This window comes from Bacteroidales bacterium (assembly GCA_035647615.1).
Lineage (GTDB): Bacteria > Bacteroidota > Bacteroidia > Bacteroidales > 4484-276 > SABY01.
In genome coordinates this window covers 35,899-51,619 of the sequence record DASRND010000026.1, presented here as the reverse complement: position 1 = coordinate 51,619, position 15,721 = coordinate 35,899, and the positions used below count along the sequence as shown (strand labels likewise).

The following is a 15,721-nucleotide window of genomic DNA, read 5'->3' as shown; positions in this document are numbered from 1 at the left end:
ATCGGCGTGGTTCCAATTCCCGGTTCTACGCAAAGGTCGATGGTTTCGTCGTAGCAATATTCATTTACTGCCAGAGGAGTAGCGTCATCCAGAGTAACAATAACGGTAGGCTCAGGATTTACCTGAATTTGGAAATTGTATTCTGATGGATTGTCATTTTCACAGAGTTTTCCATCTGTAATGCTTATCATTCTGAATTCATAGATACCTGCATCATAACCAATTAGTGAAATAGGAGGAGTTTGACAGTCCACGCCCACAAGATCAGTGATTGTTTTGGTATGAATCATAGCAGGATTGTTGCCAAGCTGCCATACTTCATAAGTTATTGTAAGCGGCGTGGTCCCAATTCCCGGTTCAACGCAAAGTTCGATGGTTGCGTCGTAGCAATATTCATTTACAGCCAAAGGAGTGGCACCATCCAATGTAACAATTACTGTAGGCTCCGGATTTACCTGAATTTGGAAATTGTATCCTGAAGGGTTGGCATTTTCACACTCATTTGCGTCCATAATGCTGATCATTCTGAATTCATAGAGACCTGCACCATAAGTATCGAATGAAATAGCAGGATCTACACATTCCTTAGCGGTAAGGGAAATGTTCTCTTTTTCAAAAAGCATCACATCAGGTGTATCAAGCCTCCATATTTGATAATGCATTACAATCGGCGTAGTCCCAATTTCCGGTTCAACGCAAAGTTCGATGGTTTCGTTGTAACAATATTCATTTAGAGCCAAAGGAGCGATATCATCCAATGTAACAATTACTGTAGGCTCCGGATTTACCTGAATGGTAAAACCATAATCGCTAAGATCAAGAGCTTCACATCCGTTGGCATCAACAAGTTTAGTAAGCTCGAAATCGTATTTTCCTGCTCCGTGAATATCATAGAAACCTTGGATTTCGATATTCATGTAGCAATCCTTTTCTGTCAATGTGCGATTAGTTTCGGGAAGTACAATGACACCGTCTTTTGTTACTTTATAGCTGACTTCCCATGGGGTTGCACCTTTAACCGGTTCAAGACACAGATCAAACTTACCATTGTAACAATAGGTTGGGATATGAGTATAAGGACTTCCATCATCAACAGTTACAATTACTGTTGGCGCTTCAGTAATGGTCAACGTTACCGTGGTTCTTTCTGTACTTACACAACCATCAGGAGTTTTGGACTCTGCATAATAAGTTACAGTTCCAACATTTTTCAAGTTGGGTGATTCAACCACAGTTCCGCCTGTTGGTGCAGAATACCAAATAACAATAGTATTTGCAGGTGCAGCAGGAGGAGTTGCTGTTGCGGTTAATTCCTGAATTGGATAATTCTCACATTCAATTTGATCACCACCACTAGTTGGTGCATCTGGTGTTGGAAGTTTTTCTCCTACCGTGAATCCAACTGATGCTGCTGAAACACAACCATCTTTTGTTGCCGTTACAGTGTATTCCTGAGTTAAGGTCAAACCAAGAATTTTGTATTCGGTACCAGTTACCAATTCATAGGTTACAGTAGCTGTTGGAGTATAAGTATAGGTGTTTGTAATATCGTAATTTGTCATGGTAGCAAATCCATCGATAAAACAATCCGGATTTGTTACTTCTACAGTTGGAATAGCAGGAGTTTGCGTAATGGTTAGCTCAACTGCGGTTCTGGTTAAACTTACACAGCCATCACCAGATACAGCCTCTGCATAATAAGTTACAGTACCAATAGCATTCAAAGTGGGTGATTCAACCACGCTTCCATCTACTAGGGCATCATACCAAACTATAGTACCTGCAGGAACTGTTGCTGTTGCAGTTAAGGTCTGAAGTGGAACAATAGAACATTCAGTTTGATTACCACCACTAACTGGTGCATCTGGTGTTAAAAGTTTTTTACCAACTGTGAATCCAACTGATGCTGCTGAACTACAACCATCTTTTGTTGCCGTTACAGTGTATTCCTGAGTTAAGGTCAAACCAAGAATTTTGTATTCGGTACCAGCTACCAATTCATAGGTTACAGTAGCTGTTGGAGTATAAGTATAGGTGTTTGTAATATCGTAATTTGTCATGGCAGCAAATCCATCGATAAAACAATCCGGATTTGTTACTTTTACAGTTGGAATAGCAGGAGTTTGCGTAATGGTCAATGTTACCTCAGTTCTACTGGTGCTATTACAGTTTGTCGTACCATTTACTGATTCTGCCCATGCGGTATAGACTCCCACAGCGGTTCCTGTAGGAGCGATTGCCGTAGTTGATCCTGTTTCAGCAGCAAACCAAGCGACAGTAGAACCAGCAGGTGCTGTTGCACTTGCTGAATGTGAACTTCCATCGTAGCAAACGGTTAAATCGTCAGCTGTAGGTGCAGCAGGTGCAGGATGCCACACATAATCTGTAACTAAAGCTGTTGTTGACTGAATCCAAAATTTTATCCTGTATGTACCCGCAACAGTAACGGTTGCTGGCAACACGAAATCTTTCAAAGTATTAGGCGGGGTAAGATCAAAATTAACAGTACCAGGTCCAGATATTTGTTGCCATCCAATTCCTGTTACACCGCAAGGCCCTGTTCCTGATGATTCTATAACTTCAAGGGTTATAGGGGAGCCAGACCCACAGGCTTCTAGATCTGAGGTAATAGAATATTTACATCCGGCATCTGTAGGTACATATCCGCCGCCTTTTTCGGAAACGAAATAGTAAACGGTTTCTCCTTTTGCAACATTCATTTGCAGATGTTCGTAGTATCCCTCCTGAAGAAGGATAATTGGGGCTTCACTGTTGTCAATTGCTCTAATCAAACTCTGATTATCGCTAACCTTAACAACGTCATAGCTCTGAGCCCAGACTGTTGAGAATCCAAAAAGCATCATCACCAGAAGTAGTGAGAGCTTTTGCAAGCCGCTGATGTAGCGACCATGATTTTGTTTTTTGTACATAATTTTCATAAAGTCTTGATTTTTAAATTAAAAATATGATGCGTTAAAAAATTTCTTGTTGTGCACCAGGCACGCAATGAGAAAAACCATCGCCACCCTAGGCAGCAACGATCGTGATTCGGGTTCCGCCTGCTGGCAGATCCCTGGTTTTAGGCTAAGGAATGTGTTTCATAGGCAGGTAGATTTTTTGTTTTTATGTCGATTAACTTTCATAATTTCAAAACTAAACAGATTAATAAAACTGCAATGAGCCGGGTTGATGCACCAGGAAGGGATTGCTCCTTTTGAATCTCATACTGTTACAGAACTCTCTCATTCTTTTTGGCTACTACGCCAAAATGCATCGTCAAAAATAGGTAAATACAAATGATAAGGATGATAGAACTTGATTATTTAACAAATCTTAACGGGAATGTCTTGCTTGTCAAATCTTTCAGTCGACGTTAAATCGGATGCCCGATGTTGAATATCAGCACATAGGCTATAATTGCCCCTACACTCAGCAGCACCGGCACCCACCGCACCCGAAAGCTGTCGTGGTGCCGCGTAAACCTGATCGACTGCTGTTTACCGATAGCAAAGATCACCCCGACCAGTATCAATCCCATGGTGAGCAGCACAAGGGTATCCAAATATTGGAACTTAGCCTGCAAGGGCCATTTAAGGAAAAAGATGATCGCATTGCCCACCACGAAAGGCACGAGCAACTGCGCCATCACATAAGGCCTGATCTGCGAGATGCTTGCTTTGCGCAGATAGATATTCAGGGAGATCACCACATTTTTGGCCGACACCCAGCCTACCACAAAAAGCATCACCAGCCCCCCTATACCAATGACAAGCCGCAAGAACATGGGTATAGCCATAAAATTGAAGAAAGCGCCCGGCATGTAGTTGAAGAAAGCGCCAAACACCAGATCGCCAAAAAAGATGGTGTAAGCAATCATGTAGCTCCACATGAAAAATATTTTCAGATGGCCGTTACCTTTGCGGGTTTTGATGTAGATCATCTGAAACCACACACCGAAAAGCATGGCTACCATCACGCCGATAAAAAATATCAGCACCACCGATTCGAGCGTCCAATGGAAGTTGGTTTTATCGATATCAAAGCCGTTTTGGGTCATTGTGCTGCCCACACCATAGAAAATTTTAGCCATCAGCATCGACACAAAGTTGATGAGGAGGATGATAAACAGATAGGCCAGCATGAAGTAAGCCAGCGAGTTGGCAGAAATAACGAGGTATTTCCGCAGGGTTGATGTTTCTTTTTCGGGCATAGCTCTCTGGAATTTTACAGGATTAATTGACAGGCAAATATAAAATGTTTTTGTAACGTAGCGCCAAAGCCAGGGAATTTTCTTTTTGGAACACCGTACTTCGACTTGGTTCGGCTCCGCTCACCAGCCTTCGCTCTGCACAAGTGACACGGATTAAACAGATTTACACGGATCCGCCAGTAGTCGGACAAGTTTTTTTTATCTGTGAGTATCCGTAAAATCTGTGTTATCAGCGTTCATGTCGTGTTAGAACACAGATGACACGGATTAAACAGATTTACACGGATCCGCCAGTTGTCGGACAAGTTTTTTTTATCTGTGAGTATCCGTAAAATCTGTGTTATCAGCGTTCATGTCGTATTAGAACACAGATGCTTCGACTTCGCTCTGCACAAGTGACACGGATCGGACAGATTAACGCGGATCCGCCAGTAGTCGGACGAGTTTTTTTATCTGTGATTATCCGTAAAATCTGTGTTATCAGCGTTCATGTCGGGTTAGAACACGGATGCTTCGACTTCGCTCTGCACAAGTGACACGGATCGAACGGATTAACACGGATTTTTTTTGGTTTTTATCTCAGCCTACACCTTATTAAATAGTAACATCTACAAAGCCGTCAGGAGGCTGTCGGATTCAGCAAACGGAATGTTGTGGAGTATGTGCATCCATTTTTCGCACTCGGCATAAAACTGCTGGCGATAGGCAGTATCGACGGGATGTGCCGGCGGCGATTCCATTTTTGTCGGGTCGATGGGCTTGCCATTGCGATAAACCCTAAAGTCGAGGTGCGGCCCCGTAGCCATCCCCGAAGAGCCAACGTAGCCAACTATCTGTCCCTGCTTTACACGGGTGCCCGCCTGTATGCCGGCACCATATTTAGAAAGGTGCATGTAAAGTGTGGTGTAGGTGCTGTTGTGTTTTATCTTTACGGCACGACCGCCACCGCCATTGTCCCATTTGGCAAACTCTACCACACCATCACCGATAGCAACTACGGGCGTTCCGTGGTCGGCAGCATAATCGACGCCGTGGTGCGGGCGCCGGATTTTCAGAATCGGATGCATCCGGCTATTCGAAAAACCAGAGCTGATGCGCTTGAATTTCAATGGCGCCTTCAGGAAAGCACGCCGCAAGCTGTTGGCCTTTTCATCAAAATAATCGCCTTGTTCGTTTTGCACGAAATAAAAAGCATGAATGTCTTTGCCATAATGGTTCATGTTGGCGGCAAGCACTCTGCCGATACCAATATTTTCGCCATCCACCAGCCGCCGCTCATAAATCGCCTTGTAGCTATCGCCTTTCTGGATTCCAAAAAAGTCGATAGTCCAGGCATAAATCTCCGAGAGTTCGTTGGCCAGGTTGGGATCGTCGCCATTAGCTATCAAAGCATTCCACAGCGAACTATTGATGATGCCACTGGCGGTGTCGATAACTACGGCCACCTCTTTGGCGCCAAGCCTTGCATGAATGGTGTCGCCCAGATCGTAGATGACAAAATCTACCGGCGAAATCTCATAGATAAAATAACGTGCCCTTGCCAGCGAGTCGTGGTTGAGCAAAAGCGTGTATTTGTTGCCATAGCGGATTTTGCGCACGTCGAACACCTCGCGCGTAGAATGCGCCAGACGGGTGATGGTGGGATAATCGACATGATGTTTCAAAAGGATATCAGCCAAAAACTCATTGTTGCCAATTTTGTCCTGCACCACATCAAACGAATCCACCGGAAGGCCGTACATGAAAAGCGGAGCAGCCACAGCTTCCGCTTTCATCAGCTTGCCGTTGCCAGAGGTAAAGCTGTCGGATAAGAAGTAAAAAATGCCTGCCGCTAAAACTGCAGCAGCAATAAGTAAAATGAGTATGGTACGCTTTTTCATAAAAAAAATGTCTTCTCCGGACTTTTCGTAAAAAACCCGGCCTGTTATTCTAAAAAGCTGCAAAGTTAAAAACGCTTTCGACAACGGGCAGGAAAGAAAGAAGAAGTTGTCGGGTTCGCGGAGGTTTTTGGGACCGTAAGCCAAGTGTAGCTTTTGTCACTTATAACAAACGGATTTTGGTTTTTTTGGAGATTTGTCACTTACAGATGACAAATTTAAAGTGGCGCACTTTACAACAACGGAGAGAGCAGACGCACCAGCTTTTCCCACAGAAAAACGTAAGCCGGCCTGTTCAGCCAGTCGATGGCATTAATCTCTGTCGAAAACTTTAGGTCATCGTCGAAGGCTTCCTGCAATTGCCGGGCGATGTCTTCGCTGTACAACATGGCATTCACCTCGAAGTTGAGGTCGAAACTCCGATAGTCCATATTGGCGGTGCCTACCACGGCCAGATGATGATCGACGATCATGGTCTTGGCATGCACAAAACCTTTTTGATAGGTAAATATCCGCACCCCGTGCCGCAGCAGCTCCGTATAATACGAACGGGCAGCAGCATTCACCATTTTGGAATCAGAAATGCCCGGAACCAGAATCTTTATCCCAACACCGCTTTTGGCGGAAATAATCAGGGCATCCATGAGGCTGTCGCCCGGGATAAAATAGGGGCTGGTAATAGATATACTTTGCCGCGCCGAAGCGATGGACTGCATCAAAGAGTAGAAAATGACCGGCAAGGTAGAATCGGGGCCTGAAGGTACAATCTGCAAGAGCGTGAGGGGTGTTTCTTTTAGACGGGGGGGCAAGTTGAAATAGGCTGCTCCGAAATTTAGTTTCCGTTCACTACAAAAATTCCAGTCGCAAATAAAAAGATATTGCAGATAAAAGGTCGCCGGACCATCAATCATCAGGTGGGTGTCACGCCAATAGAGGCCGTCTTTGGCTTTTGTATCGTTCCTATATTTATCGCTTATATTTATGCCGCCAATGAAGGATCTCCTACCATCGATAACGATAATTTTCCGGTGGTTGCGATAGTTGAGGCGGCTGGCCAGGGCGTACCATTTTATTTTATAAAAAGGCGCCGTCTCCACGCCGGCATCCTCCAGCCTTTTGATAAACTTCTTGCCCAGTCCATGGCTACCAAAATCATCGTACATGAAACGCACTTCTACACCCTGCCTGGCTTTATCTATCAAAACATCTGCAATGGAATTTCCGGTTTCATCATTTTCATAAATATAATATTCGAGATGGATGTGCGACGTTGCGCCCTGCAGCGCTCTCAACACTTCCGGAAATTTCTCCTCTCCATTCAAAAGCAACTTAACGGAACCGTTGCCGGTGAGCGGACTATTGGTTGAATTGGAAATAAAACGTGCCAATGTGTTGTGATCAGCAGAAATGCGTTCTGACTGCAACATCTGCTCTGTATGATTACGAAGGTATGTCCTGATTTTTTGTAGCGACACCTCATTTTCTACTATTTTCTTGCTGTACAATTTATGCTTTCGGTAATTAACACCAAAAGAAAAATAGAATAACATGCCGATCCCCGGCAACAGGATAATAAAAAGAATGTAGGCCAGAGCTTTGGCACCGCTTCGCGTATCGTAGAGCACCCGCATAATGACCAGGAGCACGATGGCAAAATAAATAATTTCGATGGTTAATAACCAATTCATGCTTTACCTAAAACCCTCCTAATTTTTTTTGTCCATAAAGTCGATACTTCTACAAGAGAAAAATAAATTCCAAAGGTCAAATGACAAATAAATTCCAAAAAAACAAAATTAAAACATTCGTAACGATTTTACTCATTGAGATTTATCTGTGATGATTACTCCGACTTCCGGCGGATGTTTTATTGTCGTATGATATTTATTAGTAAAGTACGGTAGTAAAGTAAAAAAAGGTAGATAATATTTATAAGGTTTGTTCGCCGCCACCGTTTACAAATAAGGTTTGGCCACTCACCCACTCTGAGACCGGCGAAGCAAAATATAGCATTGCGCCGGCGATATCATCGGGCGTACCCAAACGTCTGATGGGTGTGTTGGCCAGCATTTTAGCTTCAATCTCCGACGTTAAAACGCTTTCCAAAGCAGCAGTTCGGGTTGCCCCCGGACCTACGGCATTTATCCTCACTTCAGGACCAAAATCATGGGCAAGATTTGCTACCATGTGATTAACCGATGCCTTGGAGGCCGCATAAGCGCTCATGTTTGGGCTTTTATCGATGCTCGCCATCGAAGTGGTAATTACGATGGAGCCGTAGCCCGCTTTCTTCATGTGGGGCACACATAGCTGGCATAAGCGCCATGCACTAAAAACGTTTAAATTAAAAACCCGCATAAATTCCTCTACAGAAATTTTAAACGGGTTTTCACTATTGCCACCGCCGCCACCGGCATTGCTTATCAAAATATGTATGCTACCAAGTTCTGCAACGGTGGTCTCCACCAGATTAACCAAATCTTCATCTTTCAACACATTACAGCGAACTGCAATGGCTTTCACGCCCAGCTCCCGGATTTCCCGGGCGGCCGTTTCAGCGTCTTCCGGTTTAAAATCAGCTATGGCAATATTGGCACCGGCTTTGGCTAAAAGCATCGCAGCAGCCTTGCCTATCCCGTTGGCACCACCGGTAACGATAGCGGTTTTTCCTGCAAGGTCAAATAATGCATCAAATTTCATAGTGCTTGCCTTTTAAAACCGCTATCGTTCAGTGGATTGAATTTAGAACCGGCGTTTTAATTTTTTTGCTACAATTTCAGCGGCTTTAATCAACGGATAAGCTGCTGGAGAACCCGTAAGCAACGGATGAGTACCAATTTGTGCCGTTAGCAACGACTTTATGTTCGTGTGGCTTTGAATTAAAAAACCAATAGAGTTGGTTAATTCCCCAACACTACAGCCGCCGTAAACTTCACCACCGATGATCATACCGCAATCGGAAGCCACGATTAATTTTACAGTTTGTTCGTGCATGCCCTCGAGGGTGCCGGGATGCCTGTCCATTCCTGTAAAGCTCCCAACAATTACACTGAAGTCGTCCTCGTTGGCTTTCGTTTCGGTAACACCTGCAGTACCAAATGCAGTATCGCCGATGGCAGTATCATAAATTGCAATGGTTCCGCCAAATGATTTACAAGGACTTAATCCGTATAAACTCATGCCGGCTACTCTGGCTTCGGCACAGGCGGTAGATGCGAGCATTGTAGTGTTTAGTTTTCCTGTTAAGAAATCTCTTTTTTCGGCGCAATCGCCAACAGCAAAGAAATCGCTGGAGCAATTATGAACACGCATGTATTCACACGTTTTGATAAATCCGTATTCGTTTAATTCGATACCGGATTTTTTGGCCAATTCAGTATTTGGAACATAGCCCATCGAAAGAACAACTGCATCAGCTTCGAGCTCTTCACCGGTGGTCAAGATGATCTTTTTAACTTTTCCTTCTTTACCAACAATTTCTTTTACCCCTTTGCCAGTAATAACTTTCACACCACGCGATTTTAACAAGTCTTCGGCTTTGTCGCCAAATTCCTTATCAAAAGCTCTGGCTAATATAGAAGGCGCGATTTCTATCAGCGTAACATCCCACCCTGCCTTGTTCATTTCATCCGACATCTCTACGCCAATAAAGCCGGCACCGATGGTGATGACTTTTTTCAAAGGCTTCAATCGGGTGTACATCTCATCGAGATACTTTTTATTTTTTGGAATCGTGAAAACGTTTTCCAAATCAGCACCTTTGAGCCATTTTGGTTTTGTAGGGATTGAACCAGTTGCGAAAATTATTTTTTCAAAGTAAATCTTCTCGTTATTTGATAAAGTAACAATGTTGTTTTCTTTATCAACAAGCTCCACTTCTGCAATCTTTATTTCCACTCCAATATCGGTCAGCATTTTGTCGGGCATAACATTTTTGTCGCTTGTATGCAACGAACCGAAGATGTAGGGAATTCCGCAAGGAACCAAAACTTTTTCCTCTTTTCTTACCACCACCACTGATTTGTCAGGGTAGTTCGTTTTTGCGGTTATAGCGGCCTGGAGTCCGGATGCTCCGCCTCCAATAATTAAAACATTGATTTTTTCCATAATTATGTGATTATTTATTAAAAAGAACCTGCAAAAGTATCTTGTTAGGGTTATAAAAGCAAGACATCAAATGCAGAAATGTAGATACTTTAAAGATTATCAAAAATTGTAAGATTTCGATAACGAAAAATCAGGCCTGCTAACCTGATAGTTTTTTCGAAAAAGTTATAGATGCTTAGTGATAAATCGCATTGTTGCAGAATAATTTCTTACCAAATGTGCGGCATCGAAATGACACGACCAGCATAAACAAAAAGGTGTGGGAGGTTTGGACGCTGCGCCCAAACCTCCCACACCTAATCCCTAATATCTTGTGTTATTTCTACTGGAAAATTTGCGTAGTAAATTTGTATGAGGAAATCTACAAATCGCGACATGATAATTACGCTGGATCAAGAGCTCTGAAATTAATCACTCCACTCTTCGCGGATAGCTTCCTGGAGTTCCTCGAACCGCGTCTGTAATTTTGCCGAAAGCACTTTCGATTTTTTGTGCAGCTTGCGCAACTGAAATGAGAAACAAATGCTAAAAAGCCCTGTAAATAAAAAGCTCAGCGCAATGAGAATAACCACACTCAATCCGGCAAAAAGAGGGTTCCAAATGAGAATGAAAGAGGCTATGGTACCAAGAATACCAAATGCCAACAACCAACCCCAATTGGGACCGCCATATTTTTTTACGTCCATCGAAAAGCTGATGGCTCCTATGGAACGGAACAGGATAACAAACCCTACATAAAAAGCCAGCACATCTAAAGAAAGACCCGGGTTTAGAAACAACAAAACACCCACTACTAGAGTAACGATACCAAAAGCCAGAGACCAGCCCCAGTTCTCTATCTGGTCGCGGTTAGCCACTGAAAATATAATTTCGGAAAGGCCTCCAAACAATAAAGAAAGGCTGAAGAAAATGGCCAGTGCAAGAAGCGAACTTGCCGGAGAGACAAAGACTACTACACTTACTATTATAAATAGCAATCCTACTATTAAGGGAATGTACCAGTGCCGAATGGCTTTTTTCAACGATTTTAAAAAGATAGGTTCCATAAGTTTTTAAATTAAGATGTGAATATTTAGTTATGAATGTTTTCACGAAAAATCATACCCCACAAACATAGCTTAAGTTTTCGACAATCCTGGCATTATAGCCACCAGAGCTAACCAAATCAGCAGTTTCCCGCTCACCGCTCATCTCTCACTACTCACCGCTTATCTCTTACCGCTCACTACACTTTTGCCAACTCGCGGTTGGTAAACTCGAAGCCGGCTTTCATTGCCTGTTGGTTAAGCTCAACAACTGCTGCACCTTTGTTTCCAAAGAGTTTGGTGATGGCTTTTTCGATTTGTTCGAATGGTAATTCAAGAAATGGAACTGCTGCACCCAGCATCACCATATTTGCCGATCTTATGGAGCCCAGCTCTTTGGCGATGGCTTCAGCGTCGATGAAGATATGGTTTTTTATCCTTCTAATTTCAGCTTCAACAGCTTCCTTCTCGGGATAGTTGGGAATATTAACAAAGGCGTTGGAGCTGGTGATGACCCAACCGTCGCGGTGGAGCCACGGCAGATAACGCAACGACTCGAGTGGTTCTATCGAGATGATCAGGTCGGCCTGTCCATAAGGGATCAGATCGGAGGCTATTACCTTATCGCTCAGGCGCAGGTTGGATTGCACGGCGCCGCCACGTTGGCTCATGCCGTGTACTTCGGCCTGTTTTAGAAACAAACCATTATCCACTGCAGCAAGTCCGATACAAGCTGCTATCGATAAAATTCCTTGTCCACCGACACCTGCCAGAATAATGTCTTTTTTCATGTTCTGTTTATTTTATTGTTGTGATGCCTTTTGTTGTTCGGCTTCTTTGGCTTTTTCTGCGGCCTTTTGACGCATGCGCTTGTTTAGTGTTTGAATGCACTCACGCCGTGATATTATCACCGAAGGACCTTCGTACTGCAGCTCTTCGAGAAGTACCTGCACGTTTTCGTCGTGGTTCTTTCTCAGCGGCGTAATCAAACGGAGATGTTCGTCAGGAATACCGATACCACGACAGATATCTTCAATTTTTCCGGTGGCAGCCGATTTCTGTCCGCCGGTCATGCCGGTAGTGGAGTTATCGTTGATAATAACGGTAACGTTGGAGTTGTTGTTGACAACATCGAGCAAGCCGGTCATGCCGGAATGGGTAAAAGTAGAATCGCCGATGACAGCAATGGACGGCGAAAAGCCAACATCAGCAGCTCCTTTGGCCATGGTGATGGAAGCACCCATATCCACACAGGAGTTGATGGCGTTGAAAGGTGCCAACGCTCCGAGGGTATAGCAACCAATATCTGAAAAGACGCGCCCTTTGCTATAATTTTCCATTGCACCATTCAGTGCGTTGTAGGTATCAATATGGCCACAACCTGCACACATCGAAGGCGGGCGACCCACGACAAGCTCGGGGACATCCTGACCGTAAGTATCTTCACGACCTAGTGCACGTGCCACCACGTTTGGATTTAGTTCACCATCGCGCGGAACTGTTCCATCGAGCCGGCCTTTTACATTTAGGTTTTTTGAAAGATATCCTTTCAGCATCTCCTCGATAACCGGCGCCCCTTCTTCGAGCACCAGAATAGTCTTGCAGGCGGCCTCAAGTTTTGCTATTAATGTGCGCGAAACAGGATATTGGTTAATCTTCAGCACAGGATAAGGAACCTCCTGGCCAGCAAAATTTTCGAGTAAATAATTGTAGGCAATGCCGCTGGCAATAATGCCCAACGAATGATCGGAACCATCGATGTAACGGTTGTAACCGGATGTTTCGGACTCATTGATAAAGTGTGCCTGATTTGCCAGCAGACCTTTGTAACGCTTGCGGGCAATGGCCGGCAACAGGATAAACTGCTTCGGGTCGCTGGGCAAACGTATTTCGTTTTGTTCGCGGGAAGCTTTACGAACCACGCCGGCACGCGAATGCGCCAGGCGCGTAGTGATGCGCAACAACACAGGCGTATGCAGCTTTTCGGATAAATCCAAACCATAAAAAACCATGTCGTATGCTTCCTGTTGGTTGGAAGGTTCCAGGGTAGGAATCATGGCAAACTTGCCGAAAAAACGCGAGTCTTGTTCGTTTTGCGAGGAGTGCATCGACGGGTCGTCGGCAGAAACCACAAGCAGACCGCCGTTGGCTCCGGTAACACCGGCATTTACAAAGGCGTCGGCAGCTACATTCAAGCCCACATGCTTCATGCACGTCATGGTACGCTTGCCAACATAGGAAACGCCCAAAGCAGCTTCCATAGCTGTCTTTTCGTTGGCTGTCCAGGATGCAACAACTTTATTATCGCGGGCTTCACGGGAAGCCTGAACGTATTCTGTAATTTCAGTGGACGGCGTGCCCGGATAGGAAAACACCGCCGATATTCCGGCGTCGATGGCTGCTTGCGCAATGGCCTCAGCACCTAATAATAACATCTTTTGCATAACGTTTAATTTTTTTCTATTCGTGATAATCATCCCTCTCGACTTCAAGTCAGATGGAATGAGCTGCAAAATTATTCATTTTTGAGGTTTTTGATCTTTCAACTCCTAACAGAAAGCCTTATTGAAAACCCTTTCCTATCTGTAACCTAACAAAACCCTTCGCTGTATTTTATCCGTATCGATATTTTCGCTGGTACCAGAAAGTAATTTATTTACTTTTGACGCCCGCCTAAAAAGTTATTCATAATAATAATTTGAGAAGTAATGAAAAATAAGATCCTGATGAATCCCAACCCTTTGGTGGAGTATCTGAGCAAGCTACCCGAAGAGTTTACCCGCGAAGATTTGGTTTTGTACATCGAAGACCACCACATAGAGATGCTCAACCTGCGCTATGCCGGTGAAGACGGACGCCTGAAAACCCTCACTTTTGTCATCAACAACCGCGACCACCTGCTGGATGTGCTCACCATGGGCGAACGCATCGACGGCAGCAGCCTCTTCTCTCATATCGAACCAGGATCCAGCGATCTTTATGTGATCCCACAATACAAGACTGCTTTTGTAAATCCTTTCAACGAGATTCCTACACTCGACATATTATGTGGTTATTACGATAAAAATGGTAACCCACTCGAAAGCGCTCCGGAATATATCCTGAAAAAAGCGCACGACCTGCTCAAAGAAAAAACCGGCTATGAATTCCATGCCATGGGCGAGCTCGAGTTTTATATCATCTCCGACAACGACCCTTTGTATGAAGCCGTCGATCAGCGTGGCTATCACGAGTCGTCGCCTTTCAACAAATCGGATGCTTTCAGGCATGAGGTAATGCTTGCTATTGCGCAAGCTGGCGGAATGCTAAAATATGGCCACAGCGAAGTGGGCAATTTTACGATTGGCAATAAACTTTACGAGCAAAATGAGCTGGAGTTTTTGCCGTGCCCCGTGATAGAAGCAGCCCATCAGTTGCTGGTGGCAAAGTGGATTATCCGAACGCTGGCACATCATTACGGCCTAATGGTGACTTTTTCTCCCAAGATTACGATTGGCAAAGCCGGCAGCGGTATGCACATCCATACCAAACTGATGAAGGATGGCGTAAGCCAGATGATAGAAAATGGAAAGCTAAGCGACGCTGCCAAAAAAGCCATCGCCGGCTATCTTGATCTTGCTCCTTCGCTCACTGCTTTTGGCAACATGAACCCTACATCTTATTTCAGGCTTGTGCCGCACCAGGAAGCACCTACCAACATTTGCTGGGGCGACCGCAACCGCTCGGTACTGGTGCGTGTGCCGCTGGGATGGACAGGAAATAACGACATGTATCTGCATGCCAACCCGCAGCAGAAAAACACCGATCATCTGAACAAAGACAGGCAAACTGTTGAGTTTCGCTGCCCCGACGGCTCTGCCGATGTATTCCTTTTGCTGGCCGGACTGGTAGTAGCAGCACGACATGGTTTCGAAATGGAAAACAATCTGGAATATGCAGCCAAAACTTATGTGGATGTCAACATTTTCCACGAAGAACACCAGGATTTGGTGAAAAAGCTAAAACAGCTTCCCGTGTCGTGCGCCGAATCGGCCAACATGCTGCAGCAGCAGGCGGCGATTTATACCGAAGGAAACGTGTTCCCTGAGTCGCTGCTCAATAGCCTCATCGCCCGCTTGCGCAAATACGCCGACGCCCACCTGAGGGAGCAAATTGCCGGCGATCCGCAAGCCATACTCGATCTGGTTGAGAAATTTTTTCATTGCGGATAAGCTGGAGCAAAAGACAAAGGACAAATCACAGTTAGCAAATCACAATTAGTAAATCGCAACTAAATTTTTAAAATAATCGAATCTATTTGAGTTTTGGGATTTTTTTGGATTTTGGAATTTAGACCTGAAAGGACATACATCAATATTCGAAACCTCCTTGCCGCATCACCCGGCAGGAGGTTTTTTTCGTTATAAAAATAAATTTTTCCCACTCCATTACATTCATTTCTATCCATCCCGAAAACTCCGGATTTCGCTCATTGTCGGGTAATAATCCACATCATGGCTTTT

General features: G+C 44.5%; 10 protein-coding genes. 1 reads left to right on the top strand and 9 read right to left on the bottom strand.

Annotation, left to right across the window (positions count from 1 at the left end; genetic code table 11):
* From VFC92_08625 to VFC92_08585, 9 genes are all read right to left on the bottom strand, one after another.
* Positions 1-2,939 (bottom strand): hypothetical protein (locus VFC92_08625; protein ID HZK08252.1); only part of this gene is annotated, 2,939 nt, incomplete at its 3' end.
* 434 nt (positions 2,940-3,373) lie between these two features.
* Positions 3,374-4,210, bottom strand: coding sequence for a hypothetical protein (locus VFC92_08620; protein HZK08251.1), 837 nt, complete (start codon positions 4,208-4,210; stop codon positions 3,374-3,376).
* A gap of 608 nt (positions 4,211-4,818) precedes the next feature.
* Positions 4,819-6,090 carry a M23 family metallopeptidase gene (locus tag VFC92_08615; protein HZK08250.1) on the bottom strand — a complete coding sequence of 424 codons (1,272 nt, stop codon included), beginning with the start codon at positions 6,088-6,090 and terminating at the stop codon, positions 4,819-4,821.
* 230 nt (positions 6,091-6,320) lie between these two features.
* A complete protein-coding gene (gene cls, locus VFC92_08610; protein HZK08249.1) occupies positions 6,321-7,775 on the bottom strand; it encodes a cardiolipin synthase in 1,455 nt (484 codons plus the stop codon).
* A 241-nt stretch (positions 7,776-8,016) separates the two neighbouring features.
* Positions 8,017-8,787, bottom strand: coding sequence for a glucose 1-dehydrogenase (locus tag VFC92_08605; protein HZK08248.1), 771 nt, complete (start codon positions 8,785-8,787; stop codon positions 8,017-8,019).
* 42 nt (positions 8,788-8,829) lie between these two features.
* A complete protein-coding gene (locus VFC92_08600; protein HZK08247.1) occupies positions 8,830-10,194 on the bottom strand; it encodes an FAD-dependent oxidoreductase in 1,365 nt (454 codons plus the stop codon).
* A gap of 407 nt (positions 10,195-10,601) precedes the next feature.
* On the bottom strand, positions 10,602-11,240 hold the full coding sequence (locus VFC92_08595) for a DUF308 domain-containing protein (GenBank protein HZK08246.1): 639 nt from the start codon (positions 11,238-11,240) through the stop codon (positions 10,602-10,604).
* A gap of 179 nt (positions 11,241-11,419) precedes the next feature.
* A complete protein-coding gene (locus VFC92_08590; protein HZK08245.1) occupies positions 11,420-12,010 on the bottom strand; it encodes an indolepyruvate oxidoreductase subunit beta in 591 nt (196 codons plus the stop codon).
* A 12-nt stretch (positions 12,011-12,022) separates the two neighbouring features.
* Positions 12,023-13,663 (bottom strand): indolepyruvate ferredoxin oxidoreductase subunit alpha, encoded by a 1,641-nt coding sequence (locus tag VFC92_08585; GenBank protein ID HZK08244.1) that lies wholly within the window; start codon positions 13,661-13,663, stop codon positions 12,023-12,025.
* A gap of 264 nt (positions 13,664-13,927) precedes the next feature.
* Here VFC92_08585 and VFC92_08580 point away from each other — a divergent pair, with 264 nt between their 5' ends.
* Positions 13,928-15,430 (top strand): glutamine synthetase family protein, encoded by a 1,503-nt coding sequence (locus tag VFC92_08580; GenBank protein HZK08243.1) that lies wholly within the window; start codon positions 13,928-13,930, stop codon positions 15,428-15,430.
* The last annotated feature ends 291 nt before the right edge of the window (positions 15,431-15,721 follow it).